Here is a 20,899-nt window from a genome sequence, read left to right as displayed (position 1 = left end):
CTTCCTGGACATGTGGGAGACGAACGAAGTCCTCACCGCGCTGCTGAGGGTCGGCGTCTCCAACACGGCCGGCGCCGAGCGCATGCAGAACATCTTCAAGGAGCAGCTGCTGCCGGTGGTCATAAAAGTCTGCCCCGACCCCGAGCAGGCCCCGGCCCGCGCCGCCCTCTGTGCCTCACACGTGCTGGGGATGGCCCTGACCCGGTACGTCCTGAAGTTCCCGCCCGCCGTCGCCCTGCACCGCGAGGAGATCCTGGCCTGGCTGGGACCGACCCTCCAGCGCTACCTCACCGCGCCCCACCCGGGACATCCGGGAGTGCCCCTCCGGTGAGAACACGTCGAGGGCGCCGTCCTCGCCACGTACCGCGAAACCCGCGTACGTATGCGAGGACGGCGCCCTCGACGGAAAACTCGGAGAAGTCCGAGGTCAGGAGGCCTGAACCTGGTCCTTGCCCTGCATCCTGCCCTGCGCCTTGCCACCGGGCTTCGGCTTCGGCTGCCGGTCCGACGACCTGTCCAGGATCATGACAAGACCGGCGATGACCGCGAACAGCGCGATCGGCGCCACGACATAGAGGCCCAGCGTCTCGATGACGCTCAGGCCCGGACCGGGGTCGTCGCCGTCGTCGCGGGTCAGCGCGAGCGCGGGGGACGACATGAGCAGCATCATCAGCGTCGTACCGGCAGCCAGGGCGCCGGCGCGCAGGGCGTTCTTCTTGTCCACGGTGCAAACGTAGCGAACCCCTGATCCGACCGCGCGCCCGGGGTGCCGTAGCGACCGGGCACGCCGCTCCGCCGTCGCGGCCGGCAGCAGGCCTCTCGGCCTGACAACGCTTGCCATGGGCGGGCATGCGCTGTCAGGCCGTGGCCGCTACCTGCCCGGCAGCAGCCTGGCCGGTACTTGCCCGGCCGTTGCCGCTACTTGCCCATCGGCCACCAGCCGGCCCAGGTGCTGCCGGGGCTCCAGGACGCCGTCCAGGCGCGTCCGTCCTGGCCGACGACGAAGACGTCCAGGAAGTCCTTGCGCCTGCTGACCGCGGTGATCAGGGAGCCGTGGGCGGCCTGTCCGCCGTTGAGGTTCCACCAGCCGTGCCAGCCGTCCTTGAAGGCGGGTTCCCAGGCGGCGGTGTAGACGATGTTGTCGTTTCCGACCACGAACACGTCGAGCTTGTCCGTGCTGCGCGACACCGCGCCGACCGGGGCGCCCGGCTTGGCGCGGCCCCCCTTGATCTCCCCCCAGTCCTGCCACTTGTCCTTGAAGGCCGGCTCCCACGCCGCCGTGACCACCCTGCCACCGGCGTCGGTGCCGAAGATGTCCAGGTGGTCCTGGCTGCGGGACACCGCACTGATCCTCGACGCCTGCGGGAAGACGGCGTTGCCGATGGGCCACCAGCCGTGCCAGCCGTCGGGGAAGGCCGGCTCCCAGGCGGCGGACCAGCAGTGACCGTCGTTGCCGGTGACGAACACGTCGAGCTTGTCCTTGCTGCGCGACACCGCGGTGACCGGGGCGCCCGCCTTGGCGCGGCCCCCCTTGATCTCCCACCAGCCGTGCCAGCCGTCCTTGAATCCCGGCTCCCACGCCGCCGTGACCACCCTGCCGCCGGTGTCGGTGGCGAAGATGTCCAGGTGGTCCTGGCTGCGGGACACCGCACTGATCGTCGCCCCCTGCGGGAAGACGGCGGTGCCGATCTGCCCCCAGCCCCGCCAGCCCTTCCCGGGCTCCCACGCGGCGGTCCAGGCGCGTCCGTCCAGGCCGACGACGAAGACGTCCAGGAAGTCCTTGCGCCTGCTGACCGCGGTGACGGGCCCACCCGGGGCGGCCTGGCCGCCGTTGAGGTTCCACCAGCCTTCCCACCAGCTGACCATGGCCGGTGCCCAGGCGGCGGTCACGGTGTTGCCGCCGTTGTCGCAGACGAAGACGTCGAGGTGGTCGGTGCTGCGCGACACCGCGTTGACCACCGACGGCTGGCGGGTGCGCATCGAGGTCAGACCCCAGCCGAGGTGACGCTTGGTGGGTCCGCACATGGCGTACTCGTTGGCTCGCATCAGGCAGCCCACACCGGCGCTTCCGGCGCAGTTCTCGCAGTTGCTGTTCGGTTCGCCGAAGCGTCCCCACGAGCCGCCGCAGTCGCAGTTGCTCGAGGCGTACTCGTCCGGGCAGCCGAAGATGTGGCCGGTCTCGTGGGCGAAGACACGGTCGATGTTGGTCGGTCCCCAGCCGTCGTTGGCGTAGTCCATGACGATCCGCGGTCCGCCGATCGAGGCGTAGGCGAAGTGGTCCACCGGATAGCCCTTGACGAAGAACACGCAGTACGCCCAGTTGGTGTGCCGGTCGTTGCGCAGCCAGTTGACGTAGTCCCAGACCCCGTTCCAGTTGGCCTGGAAGCCCAGTGCGGCGACCGCCGGATTGCGGAACCGGCTCTCGTTGTCCGTGGCCGTCGCGTTCGGCTGCGTACTGATGCTGACCGGACGGATGTCGTAGTTGAAGCTCACGCCCGCCCACGAGTTGAAGCCGGCCAGGAACCCGGCGCCGGCCTGTACCTCGGCCACCACCTGGGTCTGCTCCGCCGCCGTGAACTGGGTCGCCGCGGTCGGACCGTTGACGATCACCACGCCGAGCGCGACCGATCCCACCAGGTAGTCGCTCGTGCCCGGGGCGCCGGCCTCCGCCACGTCCGCGGCACCCTCGTCGGCCACGGTCGGCCGCTCAACGACCAACGCGGCGCAGCCGGGCATGTCCCACCGCTCGCCGTCCCGGGGCCGGCGCGCCTTGGCGGCCGTGAATTCCTCGCCGGCGCGCAGTCGTAACGCCTCCACACCCAGCCGCTCGGTGACGGACAAGCCCTCCAGCACTTCGTCCGGAATCTCGGGCAGTGCCGTGCCGACGCCGTCCTCGGCGCCCAGCCTGATCTCGACGCGGTCACCGAACCGCTGCAGCACACGCCCCGTCGGCGCGGCCGCGGCTGTGTCCGCGCCCGCCAAGTCCGCGTGGTGGACGACCAGGATTTCCTCGTACGGCAGATCTCCAGCCATCGTTCCGCCTTTCCCCCCGCACACGCTTCGGTGTGCGCTGTCAGCCCGCCGGCCGATCCGGCGGTTCGAATCCGGGCGCGTCCCAGGGCAGGCCTTCGCCCCGGCGGTCCGGTTTGCTCAGCGGCCGTTCCCGCCAGGCGTCGACGAACAGCCGGTCACCCGGCGCCAGTTCGTCGAGGGCGCTTTCGTCGCCCAGGACCTGGGTCCGTCCGTCGGGCGTGCGCGCCATGGCGAGCCGCGCATGCTCGGCCACGGCCGGCAGGTCCGCGCTCGCGGCGCGCACCACGGCCACCTGTGGACCCGCGGTGGCGACGACCGGCCAGCGGCCGGCCTCCTTGTCCCGTGGCGCCAGGCCGATGACGAGAACTTCCCCTTCACTCATGTGGGGGGTATAGCCCTCATAAGTGATCGCTTCAACCCTTATCGCTACTTTTAGTGATCACAGGCACGAAACAGGCACGACGGATAGGCCACTTGTCGGCCAAAGGGGCGTCCGGGGCCGCGCTCCCCCTAGGGCGCGTATCGAGTCGTGATCAATTTGCGGGATGTGCCTTCGTAGCACGGTCCGGTCCGATAGACGGTCTTACGTGACGCGAGTGCAACTGACCGATCCGGATCGGGAGTTCATCGAGCCGTACCTGCCGATCGGCGAGGGAGATGCCGACGGAGTTCGGCACCTGGTCGACCGTCCACAACCGCTTCCGGCAGTGGCGTGACGCCGGCGTCTTCGAGGCCCTGCTGGAGGGCCTGATCACGGAAGCCGCGAAGCGGGGTGAGGTGGACCTGTCCCTGGTCAGCATCGACTCCACCACCGCCCGAGCCCACCACGACGCGGCCGGGATGCACCTCGACGAGGACGTCGTCACCGCCCTGGAGAAAGCCGCGGCCGAGGAGAAGAAGGACCAGGCCGCCAACCGGAAGAAGAAGGGCTCCAGAGGTGGCCGACCCGTCAGCCACGACGCCGATCTCTACAAGGAGCGGAACACCGTCGAACGCCTGATCAACAAGCTCAAAGCATGGCGAGGCATCGCCACCCGATACGACAAGACTCCCGACAGCTACCTCGCCGGTCTCCACCTGCGCGCCTCGATGATCTGGATCAAGGACCTCACCAGGACCACCCGATGATCACGACTCGATATGCGCCGTAGGTGACGCGCTGAGGTGCCGGATGCCAAGGGCGGGCAGGGAGTTGAGTCAACGGTCAACCAGCCGTGGACGAGGGGCCTCCCCCGTGGATTCCACGTCGGTGTCGTCGGCGGCGTCGATGCCGACCGGGCCTCGGGGAAGTATCCGGTCCAGCCACCTCGGCAGCCACCAGTTGGCCCGGCCGAGGAGTGTCATGGTCGCCGGTACCAGCACCATGCGTACGACCGTGGCGTCGATGAAGATCGCGGTGGCCAGGCCGAGCCCGAACATCTTGGTCGAGGGGTCCTCGGCGACGGCGAAGGACAGGAAGACCGCCACCATGATGAGGGCGGCCGAGGTGATGATCCGGGCGGTGCCCGAGACGCCCTCAACGATCGCCGTGCCGTTGTCGCCGGTGCGCAGGTACTCCTCGCGTACGCGGGAGAGGAGGAACACCTCGTAGTCCATCGACAGGCCGAACAGGATGGCGAAGAGGAACATCGGGATGAACGACACGATCGGAACCGTCGCTTCCAGCCCGATGAGTGCGCCTCCCCAGCCCCACTGGAAGACCGCGACCATGATGCCGTAGGCCGCGCCGATGCTCAGCAGATTCAGCAGTACCGCCTTGAGCGGTACGAGTATCGAGCGGAAGACCAGCATCAGCAGCAGGAACGACATCGCCAGCACGGCGGCGACGAACACCGGCAGGCGTTGGCTGGTGCGCTGGCCCACATCGGACAGGCTCGCGGCGGCGCCGCCGACGTGGGCCCTGGCCGGGCCGTGCCCGATCGCCGTGGGCAGCACGTCGGTGCGCAGCCGGGCGATGGTGTCGGCCGTGGCCTTGTCCTGAGGGCTGGTGGTCGGGAACACCACGAGGGTCGCGATGCCGGTGGCCCGATCGATGTGCGTCGGCGCGACGGATGCGATGCCCGGATCCGCCGCGACCGTTGCGACGAGTCGGTCCAGCACTCCCGGATCACCGGTGGGGTCCGCGGCGATGACGAGGGGACCGTTGGTGCCCGGGCCGAATCCCTCGGCGACGAGGTCGTACGCGCGGCGCTCGGTCCGGCTCTGCGGCAGTGAGCCGTCGTCGGGCAGGCCGACGCGCAGGCCGAGCACGGGCAGCGTCGCCGTCAGCAGCAGCCCCGCCGCGCCGACCGCGTACGGCACCGGGTGCCGGCTGACGTGCCCGATCCAGCGACGCCACCCGGCGGCGTGGGCGGCGCCTGCCGCCGGGTCCCGCCGCCGTGCGAGTCGGCCCAGCTTCCTGGTCTGCAGAGCCCGGCCGATCCGGCCGGCCCGGGCCAGGCGTGGGCCGGCGGCGCCGAGGAAGGCCGGCAGCAGCGTCACCGACGCGAGCACCATGGTCAGGACGACGATCGAGACGGCAAGCCCGCCCACCGTCATGAACGGCACGTTCGCGACCGCCATGCCGAGGATCGATACGACGACGGTTCCGCCGGCGAAGACCACCGGCCGCCCCGCCGTGGCCACCGCTCGTCCGGCCGCCTCGTGCGGATCGAGCCCGCGCGCAAGGTACTCCCGGTGCCTGGCGAGCACGAACAGCGCGTAGTCGATGCCCACTCCGAGCCCGACCATGCTGCCCAGGACCGGCGCGAAGGTGGGGACGTCCGTCACCCCCGCCAGTACCGTCATCGTGGCGACCCCGACGGTCAGTCCGAAGACCGCCATGCCGATCGGCAGCGCGGCGGCGACGAGCGAACCGAACGCCAGGAACAGGATCGCAGCCGCGGCGAGGAGGCCGATCAACTCGCTCGCGCCGCCGTCGGGGTCGGAGAAGGCGTAGAAGAGGTTCCCGCCCATCTCGATGCGCAGGGGCAGTTCGGCGCGCAGCCGGTCGCCGAGATCGACGAGGGCGTCGAGGTCTTCGGCCGACAGCCGGCTCTGGTCGGGGTACTGCACCCGGACGACCGCGATCCGCCCGTCGGCCGAGACGAGGCCGCCGCGCACGGCGGTGTCCCCGCCTGCGTCGAGTGCCCCCGCCGGGTCGCTCGTGCCGAGCACGTGCGGCAGCCGCTTCACCTCGGTCTGCAGCCGCGTGAGAGCGGTGCGCGCGCTGTCGTGGTCGAAGAACGTCGCAGCGCTGTCGAGGGGGGCGACGACCACTTGGGCGGTCATCCCCTCCTGGCCGGTGCCGGCCCGCTCGATCAGTTCCGCGGCCCGCTGGGAGTCCAGTCCCGGAGCGGTCATCGAATCCGCATTCCGCCCGCCGAAGGCGACGGCGGCGAGGACGGCGAGCGTGGCGGCGACCAGCCATGCCGCGATCACCCGCCAGGGATGGCGGGCGGCGCTTGCGCCCAGGCGCAACAGGGCTTTCGAGAGCATCGGGTCCTCCAACCACCTCGTCGGCCGTCCTTGTACGGCCGCCGATGCCGAGGCTCGTCGCCACGGCGCTCTGCGGCATCGGCTCGCGGGTCGCGGATCCGTCGGCCCCAAGTCGGAGTGAGGCCCCGTCCTTTCGGCCGATGCGCGGCACGGCGCGGTCCCTAGGCTGAGAACCGTGCTGCGAGACGACCTGCGAACCCTGTGGACCGAACCCCGGCCGCCCGACGCGCCCGCCCGGGTGCGGCGGGACTGGGCGCTGCTCGCCGCGGGACTGGGCGGTGTGGTGCTGGAGGCCACCCTGCGCGAGAACGTCGTGTGGCGGCCGGTGGCGGTGGTGCTGGCGGTATGGCTGTGCCTGCTGCCCCTGTGGCGCCGGACCCACCCGCTGGCGATGGTCACGCTGGCGTTCGGCTCGGTGATCCTGCTCCAGCTGGCCTCGCTGGTCGCCGCACCGGGCGAGCCCGTCGGCCTGAACACCGGCGCAATCGTGCTCGTGCTGGTGTACGCACTGCCCCGGTGGGGATCGGGACGGGAGATCGTGCTGGGCGGCGCGGTGATCCTGGCGACCTTCGCGCTGTGCGCCGTCACGGACGACACCCCGGCCGCCGAACAGGTCGGGGGCTTCGTCTTCCTGTCGCTGCCCGGCTTGATCGGGGCTGCGGTGCGGTTCTGGGGGACCGCTCGCGAGCGGCAGTTGGAGCAGGTACGCTCCCGCGAGCGTGAGCAGCTCGCCCGGGAACTGCACGACACGGTGGCCCACCACGTGTCGGCCATGGTGATCATCGCCCAGGCGGGCCGGGTGCTCGCGGGCCCCGACCGGTCCGCCGCCGTCGATGCGCTGGAAGGGGTCGAGGAGGAAGGGGCGCGCACGCTGGAGGAAATGCGCGCCATGGTCGCCGCGCTGCGCGACCGCGGGGTCGGCGCCGAGCTGGCGCCCCCTGCCGGAGTCGCGGATCTGGAGCGCCTGGTGCGCACCCCGGGTGGTCGCCTCAGGGTCGACCTGGGGCTCGACGGCGAGCTGGACGCGCTGCCCCCGGCCGTGGACGCGGCCGTCTACCGGATCGTGCAGGAGTCGGTGACCAACGCGCTGCGCCATGCGTTCGACGCGACCGAGGTCGTCGTCCGGGTCGCCGCGGAACGGCACATGGTGCGGGTGAGCGTGCGCGACAACGGCCGGCGCACCGGCCGGGGTCGCGACGGATACGGACTTACCGGATTGCGCGAGCGCGCGACGCTGCTCGGCGGCACACTACGAGCCGGCCCGGGTACCGACCGGGGCTGGCATGTCGAGGCCGAACTGCCGAGCGCGAGGAGCGAGAGGGGTGTCCATTCGCGTTCTCGTCGCTGACGACCAGACCATCATCCGCACCGGGTTGCGGATCATGCTGAACGCCCAGCCCGGCATCGAGGTGGTCGGCGAGGCCGCCGACGGACGCGAAGCGGTACGTCTGGCCCGCGAACTGCGCCCCGACGTCTGCCTGTTCGACATCCGCATGCCCGTGCTCGACGGGCTCGAGGCCACCCGGCTGATCGCCGGCCCGGGCGTCGCCGACCCGCTGGTCGTGGTCGTCATCACCACGTTCGACCTCGACGAGTACGTCTACGGCTCACTGCGTGCGGGCGCCCGCGGATTCCTCCTCAAGGACACGGGACCGGACCTTCTGGCGCAGGCCGTACGGTCGGCGTCCGACGGTGAGGCGCTCATTGCGCCCAGCGTCACCGTCCGTCTGCTCCAGGCGTTCGCGGACCTGCCCGCCGGCCGGCCCGTGGCCCAGCCGGTCTCCCCCGTCACCGCCCGCGAGGAGCAGGTGCTCCTCGCCGTCGCCCGCGGGCTGACCAACACCGAGATCGCCGATGCACTGCACATCAGCCTCAGCACGGTGAAGACGCATCTGGCCAGCCTGATGGCCAAACTCGGCGCCCGCAACCGGGTCGAGATCGCGATGTGGGCCTACGAAACGCGCCGTATCCTCCCCGGAACCTGAGCCGGGTGCCGGGCCATGTCCCATGAGTCCCCGCCAGGACATCAGTGCACCGGTCGGCTCACGTCGGCTCCACGTGCCTCACCAGGACCACCCGATGATCACGACTCGATACGCGCCCTAGACGCGGGGTCCACACGCGCCCCGCAAGGGGCGCGGGGCTGTAGCAATTTGCGGCTCCGCCGCGATGGGGGTCCCCCCGCTCGAGCGAAGCCGAGAGTGGGGGAGCGACCAGCCCCCACCGGCCCGCACCCGCGGCGGAGCCGCATGTCGATGCAGCATCACCGTTCTTCCAGCGGAGCTAGCCGCCCCCGGGCGTCCGCCCCCGCACCACGTCCAGCAAGGCGTGCAGTCGAGGGGAGGCCGCGAGTTCCTCCAGCGTGACGGGGCGGCCCTCGGTGTCGGCGATGGGCAGGCGCCAGTTCGGGTACTGGTCCCACGTGCCGGGTACGTTCTGCGGGCGGCGGTCGCCGACGGTGTCCGGGAGCCAGATGCCGATCATGCGGGCCGGGGTGCGGAGCAGGAAGCGGTGGACGGCCTGGATCTCGGCTTCCTCCGAGACGCCGGTTCCGCCGCCCACGCCGTCGAGCAGCCCGAGCCGGGCGAGCAGCGCCAGCCACTCCCCCATCTCCGCGGACGCCTCGTCGCGCTCCTCGTCCAGGGAACGGGTCAACAGGCCCAGGCTGTCGCGGAGTTCGACGTGATCGCCGGTGAGACGGGCGGCGGTGGGCGGCAGGTCGTGGGTGGTGGCGGTGGCGAGGCAGTCGGTGCGCCAGCGTTCAGGCGGCAGGGGCAGGCCGTCGCCTTCCCAGTCCCGCTCGAACCACAGCACGGACGTGCCGAGCACTCCGCGCTCGTGCAGCGTCTCGCGGACCCCCGGCTCGACGGTCCCGAGGTCCTCGCCGATCACCAGCGCTCCGGCCCGCGAGGCCTCCAGTACGAGGATGGCGAGCATGGCCTCGGCGTCGTAATGGATGTACGTCCCTTCCGTGGGCGCCTGCCCCTGCGGGATCCACCAGAGCCGGAACAGGCCCATGACGTGGTCGATGCGCAGGGCGCCGGCGTACCGGAACAGGGCGCGCAGGAGGCGGCGGTACGGAGCGTAGCCGGAGTCGGCAAGGCGGTCGGGGCGCCAGGGGGGCAGGCCCCAGTCCTGGCCGCGGGCGTTGAAGGCGTCGGGGGGCGCGCCGACGGACATGCCCGCCGCGAAGTACTCCTGTTGCGCCCAGGCGTCGGCGCCCCCGGGGTGCACGCCGACCGCGAGGTCGTGCACGAGCCCGACGGGCATGCCCGCCTCGCGCGCGCTGCGCTGAGCGGCGGTGAGCTGGCTGTCGGTGAGCCAGACGAGACGGCTGTGGAAGTCGACGCGGTCCATCAACTCACCGCGGGCGCGGGCGGTTTCGGGCGAGCGGGGATCGCGCAGCCCGGTCGGCCAGGAGTGCCAGTCGGAGCCGTATCTCTCCGCGAGCGCGCACCAGGTGGCGTGGTCCTCCAGGGCCTCGCCCTGCTCGGCGAGGAAGTCGCAGTAGGCGGCGCGGCGTCCGGGCCCGAGCGGCACGTCCCGTACCAGCTCCAGGGCCTCGCGCTTGAGTTCCCACACGGCGTCGCGGTCGATCAACGCGCCCTTGCGGAGCACGGATTCACGCAGCCGGTCGGCCCGCTCCAGCAGCGTACGGACTCGGTCGCGGTCGTCGACGTACGCGAATTCCGGGATGTCCTCGACGCGCAGGTGCACCGGGTCGGGGAAGCGGCGCGAGGAGGGACGGTACGGGGAGGGGTCGGTGGGCTCGCCGGGTACGGCCACGTGCAGGGGGTTGACCTGCACGAATCCGGCACCGAGCGCCCGCCCGGCCCAGGCCGTCAGCTCGGCGAGGTCCCCGAGGTCGCCCATGCCCCAGGAGCGGCGGGAGAGGAGGGAGTAGAGCTGGACGAGCAGTCCGTACGTACGGCCCGGGGGCGCCGGCAGCCGGGCCGGGGCGACCACGAGGTGGGCGCGGGCGGTGCGGCCGTCGGGGGCGGTGGCTTCCAGCTCATGGACGCCGTACGGGAGTTGCTCGGCCGAGGCACGGGTCTCGCCCTGCTCGGTGCGGATGCGCAGGCGGGTGCCCGCGGGGAGTGCGGTGAGAGCGGCGGGCAGCGGGCCGCTCGGGCGCCCGGCTCGGGCGGTGGGCGCGGGGCCGTCCGCCGCGGGCGCGCGGCCGCCGCTCGCGGTGGTGGCCGCGGCGGTGGCCGCGGTGCTCCCGGCGGCCCCGCTCCAGCACACCACCGTCGGCGGCAGCAGCCGCTCCCGCAGCTCCGTCTCGCGGGCCGCGAGCGACCTCTGGACGGCGTCCGGCGTCTGCGCGTCCACGCCCAGTGCGGCGAGCACGGCGATCACCGCGGCGTCCGAGGCCGCGACCGTACGGTCCGGGGACGGGCTGTAGGAGGTGGCGACGCCGTGCAGCGCGGCGAGCCGGGAAAGCGGCATCAGACCCCCGGGGAGTCCAGGCCGGCGGCGGCGCCCATGGAGGTGGGCTCGCTCGTCAGGGGGGCGGCGTCGGCGAGTGGCGGTTCGCTGGTGAGGGGTTCGGCGTCGGGCAGGGGCGGCTCACTGGTCAGCGGGGCCTCGGCGCAGGACCCCTCGGCGCTGAAGACGCAAAGGTGCAGGTCGGGGTCGGCGGGCAGACCCGCCGGGCGTTTGTAAGGGTCCTCCGGGCGGTCCTCCGGACGTTTGGAAAGGGCCGAGAGCAGAAGCGGTGCCGATGTGGCCACGAGGGCCTCCTTGGAGAAGTCGACAGTGCGAGGTCAGGGAGCCCCATACCCAGCGGGCGCGGACACAGACGTAATCAAGTGGGCAACGTGTTGCTGTTCACATTCTCTCCCGGATCCGGGGTACTACCGGGGATCTTTTCGTCGGGCCGAGCCCCGGGCGGATTTCCTCCCTACTATTCACTCAGTACATATACCGGGTACATACTGGTCCCCATGAGCACCCGCCACATCCTGTTGGGGCTGCTCGCCGGAGGGCCCAGCCATGGCTACGACCTCAAGCGACGGCACGACGAACGTTTCCCGCAGGCCCGTCCGCTGGCCTACGGGCAGGTCTACACGACCCTGCAGCGCCTGGTGCGCGACGATCTCGCCGAGGTCGACGGCACCGACTCCGACGGTGGCCCGGAGCGGACGCGGTACCGGTCGACCGACGAAGGGTCGCGTGAACTGGCCCGGTGGACGGGCGAGATCACCCCGCCCGCGCCCTTCGTGACGAACGAGATCTTCGCCAAGGTCGTGTGCGCGATCCTCGCCTCGACGGACCCGGACAAGTATCTGCGCACCCAGCGCGCCGCCCACATGGAGCGGATGCGGGAACTCACGGCGGTCAAGACCGCCAAGGACGCCGATCTCGCGACGGTCCTCTCGGCCGACTACGCCCTGTCCCATCTCGACGCCGATCTGCGCTGGATGACCACCACCGCCGCCCGGCTCACCACTCTGACCGCGGAGGTCGACGCAGCATGAGCAACCAAGTGCCGCTCCTGGCGGCCCGTGGCCTCGCCAAGACGCACGGCAGGACGAAGGCGCTGCGCGGCGCCTCGATCGAACTGCGCGCGGGCGAGATCCTCGCCGTCTCCGGTGCGAGCGGCAGCGGGAAGTCCACGCTGCTGCACTGCCTGGCCGGGATCGTCCGCCCCGATGAGGGCTCGGTGGTCTACGACGGGCAGCGCCTCGACCAGCTTCCGGAGAAGCGGCTGAGCGAGCTGCGGCGTACGGAGTTCGGGGTGGTGTTCCAGTTCGGTCAGCTGATCCCGGAGCTGACCGCGCTCGACAACGTGGCGCTGCCGCTGCTGCTCGCGGGAGTGCGGCGGGCCGAGGCCCACGAGCGGGCCGGCGAGTGGCTGGAGCGGTTCGGCGTACGCGGCCAGGAGACGCTGCGGCCCGGCGAGATGAGCGGTGGCCAGGCCCAACGCGTGTCGATGGCACGGGCGCTGGTGACCGGCCCGAAGGTCGTCTTCGCCGACGAGCCGACCGGCGCGCTCGACTCCCTCGCGAGCGAGCAGGTGATGACCGCGCTGGTGCACACGGCCCGGGAGGCCGACACGACGGTGCTGCTCATCACGCACGACGCCCAGGTCGCGGCGTATGCGGACCGTGAGGTGTCACTGCGCGACGGTGTCGTCTCCGAGGGCGCGGCGGACCTGGAGGTGGCTCAGTGATGAGTGCGGTGATGGGGGATCTCCGGCTCGCCTGGCTGCTGACGCGGGGTTCCGACCGGCGGGAGTGGTGGCGGGTGACGCTGACGTCGGTGGGGGCCGCGCTGGCCACCGGGTTCGCACTCGCGGCGGTCGCGATCGCCTCGGTCCGCGGGATCGTGGAGTTCCCGTATCTCAACGGCCTGCTGGACGAGCCGGGGGTACGTTCCGGGGTGGTCGTCGCGCTGCTGCTCCTGCTGGTGCCGGTGCTCGGGTTCCTCGGGCAGTGCGCGCGGATCGGTGCCGTGCACCGTGACCGGCGGCTGGCCTCGCTGCGTCTCGTCGGGGCGACGGCGAAACAGGTGCGGCGCATCGCAGCTCTGGAGGCGGGCCTCGCCTGTCTGCTGGGCTCGGCGGTCGCCGCGGTGTTCTCCGTACTCCTCCTGCTACGTGTGTGGGAGGGGCCCCCGCTCCTCCTCTGGGGCGGCTTCGCGCTGGTGACGCTGGTCGTGCCGATCGTGGCCGCGCTGGTGAGCGTGGTCGCGCTGCGCCGGGTCGTGGCCTCGCCGCTGGGGTGGGTGCGGCGGGTGCGGCCGGAGCGCGGCCGGGGCGCCGTTCTCACTCTTGGGGTGCCTGCGCTGCTGGTGGGCGTGGCGGCCGCACTGGTCCTCGTGTGGGGTGCGCGGGCGAGCGCCGCCGCGTTCCCGCTGGTGGTGTTCGGCGCGGTGGTGCTGACCGCGGTGGGCTCCGTCGCGGCCGCCGGGGCCACGGCCCGGATCACCGGCCGGTGGCTCGCCGCCCGGACCGAGAACCCGGCGGTGCTGATCGCGGCCGAACGCCTGCGCACCGATCCCTGGGCCGCCGCACGCTCCCACGCCGCCGTGCTCCTGGTGGCCATCGTGGGCGTGAGCTTCCTGGGCGTACGGCAGATGCTGCTCGACGACCTGAACGGTCCGGGATACAGCCGCTCCCCCGAGGACATGGCCTTCTACACCACCGGCATCAATCTCGCGGGCGCCGCCGTCCTGGTCGGTCTTGCCATCACACTGAGTGGTCTCGCCGTCGCCTCCGCCGAGTCGCTGGCCACCCGGCGCCGGGGCCTCGCCGCGCAGGCCGCCGCCGGTGTGCCGCAGGCGGTGCTCGGCCGCGCGCTGCTCCTCGAGACCGCGCTGCCGCTGGCCCCGGCGATGCTGCTCGCGGGCATCGGCGGTACGGCGGTGTATCTCGCGTACGGCCTTGTGGTGGAGGTCTCCCTCCCGCTGCTGCTGCCGCTGCTGTTCCCCGCGGCGGTCTACGTGTCCTGCCTCCTCGCCGCGGCCACGTCCCTGCCGCTGCTGCGACGCGCGGTCCGGCCGAGCGAGCTGCGCTACACGTAGCTACGCGTGACCGTGTGGCGAAGCCCGGGGCAGCCTCGCGCCCCTAAGGAGGCCGCAGGCCTCCTAGGGGCGCGGGGAACTGCGCGACCAGCCACAACGCACCCGCAGCCAACAGCCGAACCGCAGTCCCCCTGCTCAACCCAGCGGAGCGCGCGGGCAAGACTAAGGCCCGGATCGTCAGGCGGAAATGCCGTCGATCCGGGCCATCGCGTCATCCGCGCCGTACGGCTGCAGGTATGGCAGCCAGCGCGGGTCCCTATGCCCGGTTCCGATGATGCGCCAGGCCAAGCCGGAGGGCGGGGCCGGTTTGTGCCGCAGCCGCCAGCCGATCTCGAAGAGATGGCGGTCGGCCTTGACGTGGTTGCAGCGGCGGCAGGACGCCACCACGTTCTCCCAGGCGTGCTGACCTCCGCGGGAGCGCGGGATGACGTGGTCGACGCTGGTTGCGACGCCACCGCAGTACATGCACCGGCCGCCGTCGCGGGCGAACAGTGCCCGACGGGTCAGCGGAACGGGCCCCCGGTAAGGGACCCGTACGAACCTCTTCAGCCGGACCACGCTGGGTGCGGGGACAGTAACGCTTGCACTATGCATAAAGGCGCCGGATTCCTCGAGGCAGACAGCCTTGTTCTCGAGGACGAGGACGAGCGCGCGGCGGAGCGGTACGACGCCGAGTGGCTCGTACGACGCGTTGAGGACCAGGACATGCGGCACGGATGCCTCCTTGTACGCCGGCGGCGCGTGGCTCGCGCCGGGACGATCTGTAGTCAGTCTCCCCTCATGCCTGGTGGAAGCGCCACCATGTCCCGGTAACGGGCTGGGAGTGTTTTCGACCACACCGTTTTCTCTTCCCCGTGTTCATCCCCAGGTGAGCACAGTCTCTCCCTCGAACTTTGCGGCGATCCACACATGGTGCCCCGTTAGTGTGTTGAGTCTGCCCGTCCGGTGACCCTCTTGTGACTCCCATGCCGCGGGCGGGCCGCTACGCCTGGAGGTACCTGCCGTGTTCTTGTCCGTCCTGTCGGCCGCCGATCCCTCAGACGAACCATCGGCACCATCGCTCCAGGACGCCCAGGAGAGCGCGAACAACGCCGCCAGCTGGGTCGAGCAGAACTGGTCCACGTGGCTCAGCATCGGCCTCAGGGTCCTGCTGATCCTCGTGATCGCGGGCGTACTGAGAGTGGTGATCCGGCGGGCCATCACCAAGCTGATAGACCGCATGAACCGCACGGCCCAGGCCGTCGACGGCACCGCGCTCGGCGGTCTCCTCGTCAACGTCGAGCGCCGCCGCCAGCGTTCCCAGGCCATCGGTTCGGTACTGCGCTCGGTCGCGTCCTTCCTGATCCTGGGCACGGCCGGACTGATGATCCTCGGCACGTTCCAGATCAACCTGGCCCCGCTGCTGGCGTCGGCGGGTGTGGCGGGCGTGGCGATCGGTTTCGGTGCCCGGAACCTGGTCACCGACTTCCTCTCCGGCGTCTTCATGATCCTCGAGGACCAGTACGGCGTCGGCGACACGGTCGACGCGGGCGTCGCCTCCGGCGAGGTCATCGAGGTGGGCCTGCGCGTGACGAAGCTCCGCGGCGACAACGGCGAGATCTGGTACGTCCGCAATGGCGAGGTCAAGCGCATCGGCAACCTCTCCCAGGGCTGGGCCACGGCCGGCGTCGACGTCACGGTCCGCCCCGACGAGGACCTCGACGCGGTCAAGGCCAAGATCCTCGAGGTCGGCGAGACCATGAGCAAGGAGGAGCCCTGGAACGAGCGCCTCTGGGGCCCGATCGAGGTCCTGGGCCTCGACAGCGTCCTGCTGGACTCGATGGTCGTCCGCGTCTCGGCGAAGACGATGCCCGGCAAGGCCCTGTCCGTCGAGCGCGAGCTGCGCTGGCGCATCAAGCGCGCCTTCGACGAGGCCGGCATCCGCATCGTGGGCGGCCTCCCGGCCCAGCCGGAGGCCGAGCCGACGTCTGCCGACCCGACGGCCGGCATGGCCGCCCCATCGGCCTACTCGAACACGTCGTCACCCCAGGCCCAGGCAGCGACGCCGCTCACGCCCGCGCAGGCGGCTTCGGCCTCGCCTTCGCCGAACGTCGCGAAGTAGCGGCTTGCATTGCACTTTGTACGAGTTGTACGAGGATGACGGCGCCCGGAGGCTTCCGGGCGCCGCTTCGTTGTGCGCACGGTGGCCGCCGTAACGGTTCAGCACACTCGTTCGAGTGAAGGTCCGGGCAACCTCGAACCCTCGACGGCTTGGCGCCGCATATTCCATCCATGGACGTCACCTCCACCGCCGAACTGCGGCAGGACCCGGCCGAGCTGATGATCGCCTTTCAAGCGAAGTGCGGGATGCCGCTCCGGCCCGAGCACATCGAAGGAAGCACCATCGTGCCGTCACCGCGAGACCATAAGCACAATGCGGGTGGCGGGGCGGGGAGCGGTAGCTAAGGATCACGGGCCAAGGTCGGTGATCTCTGTCGGCTTCACCACGCGGGCGATGCGCACGCTTGGCGGGAGGCTGTCGGCCAGCCCGCCCTATGCCGGGACACCGGTTGCGAAGCGTGAACACTTTCCGGGAAAGTGTTCACGCTTTTCGCAGGTGCATGCCGCGTGGCACGGACTCAGCGCACCCAGTTCTTCAGCGGTTCGGTGTCGAGTGTGATGCCCACCGGGTCAGGAAGTGTGACCTCCTTGCCGAAGGGCAAGGTCTGCACCTGCTCGTAGCGGACGCCGTCAGGCAGGCTGTGCACTTTGATCTCGCAGGTGTCACGGTCGATGAGCAGGTACACCGGGATCCCGGTCTCCGCATAGGCACGGGGCTTCTCGACGCGGTCGCGCCGGTCGGTGTCCGAGTCGTAGGACGTGACTTCGACGACCATGAGGACGGGGGTGGGGTCGGCCCACTCGCCTGCTCCCGCGAACACGTGGCTGGGCACGAGAGAGCCATCGGGGCGAGCCCGGCCCTCACGGTAGGTCTCGACCACCAGTCCCTGATGCGAGTCGAGCCATAGGTCGGGCCGATGCTGCATGCAGACACGCGTCAGCCATTCGATGATGCTTCCGTGGTCGCCGTCGGGCACGGCCTTCCCCCCGATGTGTCCGTTGATGAACTCAAGCCGTGCACCCTCAGCGGTGCGGGCCGCGTGACGGGCGATTTCCTCGAACTCTATGGCTTGCATCTGCGGGCGGTCGGCGAGCATGGTCACCTGTGTCCTCATACCAGTGCGGGGCTCTGACCTCCAGCATACGGAGGCCGACACCTGGGCGCGGGTGCGTCCGGTCAGCATGGGCGGCCGCCTGTGAGTACTGCCCAGACCGTCTTGCCAACGCCGTCACACGGCCGTACGCCCCAGTCGCCACGCGGGTCGCTCCCCCGTGCCTTCTCGCGCAGTCCGGATGCGGAGAGGGCCAGCACAATGGCGTGGCTCGTTCTTCGGTGCTGCGCCAGGAGAGCGTTGACGAAGGTCTCGAAGGTGATCGGGTCGATCTGGCACTCGTCGTTCTCCATCGGCCCGATGCCTGATGAGAGCTCAAGCTCCGCCTCGAAGAGCTCCACTTGACGCCGGAACAGGCGGGAAGCTCCATTGGACGGATTCCACAGGGTCTCGTCGCCTATGTCGAAGCACTGACTCACCACGGCCCTCTTCAGTTGATCACGGCAGGTCAGCCTATCCAGTCGGATCGTCACCGTCGTTGGCATTACGCCTTGGCCCCCGGGGGCAACTCGCACACAGGAAGCGGCCGGGCCTTCAGCGACGGCGCTGCACATCCAGGCAGCTGATCTCTTCGGAAGCGGTGGCGCCGTACGGTTCGATGGCGGTCTTTGTGCCGGTCGTGCTGCCGGACAGGCACAGCCCGCCACCCAGTATCCGCAGGTCGAGGGTGAACTTCACGCTCTCGCCCGAGCGTTGTGGGCCGTGGAGGCGTTCGTCGATGTAGCCGAGGTCGTGCAGGGTCTTCCTGACCTGCTGCGGCGTCGGGTCGGGCGTGTTCTTGAGGGCCTTCGTGATGCGCCGGGTGTGGATGCCGGCCGTGCACTTCTCCACGGAGCTCAGATCCACCTCTCTCTTGTCGGCCTCGGGGTCCCGGGGTTCATCTGTGGGGAACGGCTCGTCCGGGAGGGGCGGCTCGGGCGGGGGCTCTGTGGGCACCACCGGCGGCTCCGCAGGATCGCGTTCCGGCGGAGGCTCCTCCAGCTCGGGAGTTGGGAGGTCCCCCACGCACGGCTCGGCGAGGGAGACGACGAGTTCCATGAACGGGAGGAACTCGGGGCCCTCGGTATCGACGTCGTCCGTCTCAGCGGCCTCCGTCTCGGCGCCCCCGGTCTCTGCGTGGGACGCTGCGGCCGAGCCGGCCTCGACCCGGTCGTCGGATCGGGTCTCCGGGTCCCCGCCGCCCGCTCGTTCGGTGCCGCAGGCGGTGAGGGCGAGCGCGCACAGCGCCGCCAGTGCCGCACCGTGCCGGACGCGTGAGGGGCGCCGTATGCGCCCCATACGGGGTTTTCCCCTGGAAAGTCGCCTCATGTAGGCAGTGTGGGCGCGAGCAGCGGAGGGGGCATGAGTACAACTACTCAGAGCAGCCCTGACGGTTCCGCCACGCCCACGATGAAGCTCCCGTCCACCAGCCGGACGTCGGCCGACCACCCCAGCGCGGCGAGGTCGCCAGTCAGGGTCTCGGCGTCGTGGAAGACCTTCACGATGCGATGGCGGCTGCCGTCGTCCAGCGGACGCAGCACCGCGGGTACGGGCTGCCGGGCGAGAACCTCCTCGTGCACGGCTTCCCCGGGACCGTCGTCGATGAAGATCGCCCTGCCCTGCGGAGCGAGCGCCGCACCGACCGTGTTCCAGAAGTCGGCCATCCGCGACGGCGGGACGTGGGAGAGCCAGAAGGCGAAGAAGACGGTGTCGTAGCGACGACTCGGCCGCCACGTGAACACGTCGGCCTGGGTGAACAGGACGTTGGGGGAGGTGACTCGCGAGCAGGCGATGTCCAGCGTCTCCGCCGCCGCGTCGAGGGCGGTCACCGAGCGGGCCCGCGCGGCGAGCGGCCCGGTCCACTGGCCCGTTCCGCAGGCCAGTTCCAGTACGTCGCCCGTGACGGGGAGGTCGTCGACCGCGGCCAGTAGCTCCCGCAGATCCGAGCGCTCGGCATAGACGCGGTCGTACTCGGGCGCGCGGGCCCGGTAGTAGGCCATCTGCTCCGCCAGAAGGGCTTCGTCGTCGCCAGCCATGGTCCGACCCTAGCCGTACGCCCCTCGGCCATCCGCAAGTAACGACTTTGTTGCCTCTGGTGGCCGGTATTGACGCCCCCGTGGCCGACGGCCTACTTTCCCCTACCAATAGGAAAGTTTCCTAACAGTGATCGCCTCGCGAGTGGACGTACACACCAGACCGTGGACGCCCGCACGAGATCGCTGAAAAATTGGCCGCGGAAGGGCAGGTGGCGACAGCGATGGCAGGATCCACCGGTACCCCGGGGGCCGCAGGTACCCCGGGCACCACCGGGACCCCCGGCACCCCGCGCGTGCTGCGTGCCATGAACGACCGGGCCGCTCTCGATCTGCTGCTGGAGCACGGACCGCTGTCGCGGACCAGGATCGGCAACCTCACCGGGCTGTCGAAACCGACCGCCTCGCAGCTCCTCGCCCGCCTTGAGGCAGCAGGACTCGTCGTCGTGACCGGCACCAGCGAAGGCCGGCCCGGACCCAACGCCCAGTTGTACGCGGTGAACCCCGCCGCCGCCCAAGTCGCCGGGCTCGACGTCACTCCCACCGGAATCCGCGCCGCGGTCGCCGACATCACCGGCCGTACCGTCGGGCGGTTCGAACTGCCGACTCCGGGCCGGAACGCGCAGGGCGCCATCGACCGCGTACTGCGGGCCCTGGACGGTGCGGTCAAGGACGCCGGGCTGCACCGCGCCGACGTACACCGGATCGTCATCGGCACACCCGGCGCCTTCGACCCCACCACCGGCAACCTCCGTTACGCCCCTCATCTGCCCGGCTGGCACTCCCCCCGGCTGCTGGAGGAACTGGCCGCCGCACTCGGTCCGGTCCCCTTCGAAGTCGAGAACGACGTCAACCTCGCCGCCATCGCCGAGCAGTCCATCGGCGAGGCACGCGGCTGCGAGAACTTCACGCTGCTCTGGGGAGAGCGGGGCTTCGGCGCCGCGGTCGTCATCGGCGGCCGACTGCACCGGGGCGCCACCGGAGGCGCCGGCGAGGTCGCCTTCCTCCCCCTGCCGGGCACCCCTCTCGTACGCAACGTCGCCCGCAGCAACTCGGGCGGCTTCGAGGAACTGGCCGGTCGCCGGACCGTGTTGGGCCTGGCCCGCGACCACGGTCTGACGCTCCCGCCCGGCGGAGCCGGCGGAAGCCTCACCCAGAAGGCGACCGCGGTGGTCGCCGAAGCCGCGCGTACGGCCGAAAGACCCGGACCAGGGCAGGACGTTCTCGCCGAGTTCGCCACCCGCCTGGCCACCGCACTCGCCGCGATCGTCGCGGTGGTCGACCCCGAACTGATCATCCTGGCCGGCGGGGTGATCACGGCCGGAGGGGAGCCCCTGCGCTCCCTGATCCAGTCCGAGCTCGCCGACCTGGCCGTGCCCAGACCCGCCATCCGGCTCAGTACGACGCCCGACAGCCCCGTACTGACCGGAGCCCTGCAGTCCGCCCTCGCGGCCACCCGCGCCGAGGTCTTCGACACCACGGGTCGCACCCCCTGACCCGTACGTCCTCACCCGTACGTCCTCACCCGTACGTCCTCATCACCTGTACGTCCTCACCCGTACGTCCCGAACCGCTGACCCACCCCCTTGATCCTTACCTCTGGATCCCCAAGCACACCCCCGTCATCACCCTGTCATC

The 20,899-nt window shown here is 70.9% G+C and carries 20 protein-coding genes and 1 pseudogene; 10 read left to right on the top strand and 11 right to left on the bottom strand.

Features of this window, described 5'->3' with window-relative positions; genetic code table 11:
* The coding region (locus G5C60_RS38500) for a TetR/AcrR family transcriptional regulator (protein WP_478503740.1) at positions 1–331 on the top strand (331 nt) is incomplete at its 5' end.
* Positions 332–427: 96 nt separating this feature from the next.
* On the opposite strand, the gene G5C60_RS38495 is transcribed toward G5C60_RS38500, so the two are convergent.
* The 3 genes from G5C60_RS38495 to G5C60_RS38485 form a co-directional block, all read right to left on the bottom strand.
* Positions 428–724, bottom strand: coding sequence for a hypothetical protein (locus tag G5C60_RS38495; protein WP_165266677.1), 297 nt, complete (start codon positions 722–724; stop codon positions 428–430).
* Positions 725–918: 194 nt separating this feature from the next.
* Positions 919–3,033: a hypothetical protein gene (locus tag G5C60_RS38490; protein ID WP_165266675.1), complete on the bottom strand. Its 2,115-nt coding sequence runs from the start codon at positions 3,031–3,033 to the stop codon at positions 919–921.
* 40 nt (positions 3,034–3,073) lie between these two features.
* Positions 3,074–3,415: a hypothetical protein gene (locus G5C60_RS38485; protein WP_165266673.1), complete on the bottom strand. Its 342-nt coding sequence runs from the start codon at positions 3,413–3,415 to the stop codon at positions 3,074–3,076.
* Between the two features lie 205 nt (positions 3,416–3,620).
* Here G5C60_RS38485 and G5C60_RS38480 point away from each other — a divergent pair.
* A pseudogene (locus G5C60_RS38480) lies at positions 3,621–4,161 on the top strand (transposase).
* A gap of 69 nt (positions 4,162–4,230) precedes the next feature.
* Here the strand turns inward: G5C60_RS38480 and G5C60_RS38475 are convergent.
* A complete protein-coding gene (locus G5C60_RS38475; RefSeq protein ID WP_165266671.1) occupies positions 4,231–6,510 on the bottom strand; it encodes an MMPL family transporter in 2,280 nt (759 codons plus the stop codon).
* A 175-nt stretch (positions 6,511–6,685) separates the two neighbouring features.
* Between G5C60_RS38475 and G5C60_RS38470 the strand changes: the two genes are divergently transcribed.
* Together G5C60_RS38470 and G5C60_RS38465 are read left to right on the top strand one after the other, a co-directional pair.
* Complete coding sequence (locus tag G5C60_RS38470) at positions 6,686–7,858, top strand: histidine kinase (protein ID WP_165266669.1); 1,173 nt, start codon at positions 6,686–6,688, stop codon at positions 7,856–7,858.
* Positions 7,833–8,495 carry a response regulator gene (locus G5C60_RS38465; protein WP_165266667.1) on the top strand — a complete coding sequence of 221 codons (663 nt, stop codon included), beginning with the start codon at positions 7,833–7,835 and terminating at the stop codon, positions 8,493–8,495. The genes G5C60_RS38470 and G5C60_RS38465 overlap by 26 nt, the downstream gene beginning before the upstream one ends.
* A gap of 298 nt (positions 8,496–8,793) precedes the next feature.
* Here G5C60_RS38465 and malQ read toward each other — a convergent pair whose 3' ends face one another.
* Positions 8,794–10,959, bottom strand: a complete 2,166-nt coding sequence (gene malQ / locus G5C60_RS38460) for a 4-alpha-glucanotransferase (RefSeq protein WP_165266665.1) — start codon at positions 10,957–10,959, stop codon at positions 8,794–8,796.
* The gene (locus G5C60_RS38455; RefSeq protein ID WP_165266663.1) at positions 10,959–11,243 is read right to left on the bottom strand and encodes a hypothetical protein; all 285 of its coding nucleotides are present in this window, start codon (positions 11,241–11,243) and stop codon (positions 10,959–10,961) included. The genes malQ and G5C60_RS38455 overlap by 1 nt, the downstream gene beginning before the upstream one ends.
* Positions 11,244–11,456: 213 nt before the next feature.
* Between G5C60_RS38455 and G5C60_RS38450 the strand changes: the two genes are divergently transcribed.
* From G5C60_RS38450 to G5C60_RS38440, 3 genes are read left to right on the top strand one after another with little or no spacing between them, the layout of a single operon-like run.
* Positions 11,457–11,990: a PadR family transcriptional regulator gene (locus tag G5C60_RS38450; RefSeq protein ID WP_165266661.1), complete on the top strand. Its 534-nt coding sequence runs from the start codon at positions 11,457–11,459 to the stop codon at positions 11,988–11,990.
* Positions 11,987–12,685 (top strand): ABC transporter ATP-binding protein, encoded by a 699-nt coding sequence (locus tag G5C60_RS38445; RefSeq protein WP_165266659.1) that lies wholly within the window; start codon positions 11,987–11,989, stop codon positions 12,683–12,685. Before G5C60_RS38450 ends, G5C60_RS38445 begins: the two co-directional genes overlap by 4 nt.
* Positions 12,685–14,037 carry an FtsX-like permease family protein gene (locus G5C60_RS38440; protein WP_165266657.1) on the top strand — a complete coding sequence of 451 codons (1,353 nt, stop codon included), beginning with the start codon at positions 12,685–12,687 and terminating at the stop codon, positions 14,035–14,037. Before G5C60_RS38445 ends, G5C60_RS38440 begins: the two co-directional genes overlap by 1 nt.
* Before the next feature lie 177 nt (positions 14,038–14,214).
* Here the strand turns inward: G5C60_RS38440 and G5C60_RS38435 are convergent, their stop codons facing one another.
* Entirely contained in the window at positions 14,215–14,751 is a 537-nt protein-coding gene (locus tag G5C60_RS38435) for an HNH endonuclease (RefSeq protein WP_165266655.1), read from the bottom strand.
* Between the two features lie 289 nt (positions 14,752–15,040).
* On the opposite strand from G5C60_RS38435, the gene G5C60_RS38430 reads away from it, so the two are divergent.
* The gene (locus G5C60_RS38430; protein WP_165266653.1) at positions 15,041–16,138 is read left to right on the top strand and encodes a mechanosensitive ion channel domain-containing protein; all 1,098 of its coding nucleotides are present in this window, start codon (positions 15,041–15,043) and stop codon (positions 16,136–16,138) included.
* Positions 16,139–16,308: 170 nt separating this feature from the next.
* Positions 16,309–16,482 (top strand): hypothetical protein, encoded by a 174-nt coding sequence (locus G5C60_RS38425; RefSeq protein ID WP_165266651.1) that lies wholly within the window; start codon positions 16,309–16,311, stop codon positions 16,480–16,482.
* Positions 16,483–16,655: 173 nt separating this feature from the next.
* Here the strand turns inward: G5C60_RS38425 and G5C60_RS38420 are convergent, their stop codons facing one another.
* From G5C60_RS38420 to G5C60_RS38405, 4 genes are all read right to left on the bottom strand, one after another.
* Positions 16,656–17,234 (bottom strand): Uma2 family endonuclease, encoded by a 579-nt coding sequence (locus G5C60_RS38420; protein ID WP_206440489.1) that lies wholly within the window; start codon positions 17,232–17,234, stop codon positions 16,656–16,658.
* Positions 17,235–17,314: 80 nt separating this feature from the next.
* Positions 17,315–17,668, bottom strand: a complete 354-nt coding sequence (locus G5C60_RS52620) for a DUF6086 family protein (RefSeq protein ID WP_338146050.1) — start codon at positions 17,666–17,668, stop codon at positions 17,315–17,317.
* 115 nt (positions 17,669–17,783) lie between these two features.
* Positions 17,784–18,527, bottom strand: coding sequence for a hypothetical protein (locus tag G5C60_RS52615; protein ID WP_241267374.1), 744 nt, complete (start codon positions 18,525–18,527; stop codon positions 17,784–17,786).
* A gap of 77 nt (positions 18,528–18,604) precedes the next feature.
* Positions 18,605–19,264: a class I SAM-dependent methyltransferase gene (locus G5C60_RS38405; RefSeq protein WP_165266646.1), complete on the bottom strand. Its 660-nt coding sequence runs from the start codon at positions 19,262–19,264 to the stop codon at positions 18,605–18,607.
* A 221-nt stretch (positions 19,265–19,485) separates the two neighbouring features.
* Here G5C60_RS38405 and G5C60_RS38400 point away from each other — a divergent pair, with 221 nt between their 5' ends.
* On the top strand, positions 19,486–20,757 hold the full coding sequence (locus G5C60_RS38400) for an ROK family transcriptional regulator (RefSeq protein WP_165266644.1): 1,272 nt from the start codon (positions 19,486–19,488) through the stop codon (positions 20,755–20,757).
* Positions 20,758–20,899: the final 142 nt, after the last annotated feature.

This window comes from Streptomyces scabichelini, from assembly GCF_011045015.1.
Lineage (GTDB): Bacteria > Actinomycetota > Actinomycetes > Streptomycetales > Streptomycetaceae > Streptomyces > Streptomyces scabichelini.
Note: the sequence above shows the minus strand (reverse complement) of the source record. Positions and strands in the feature narration are given on the sequence as shown.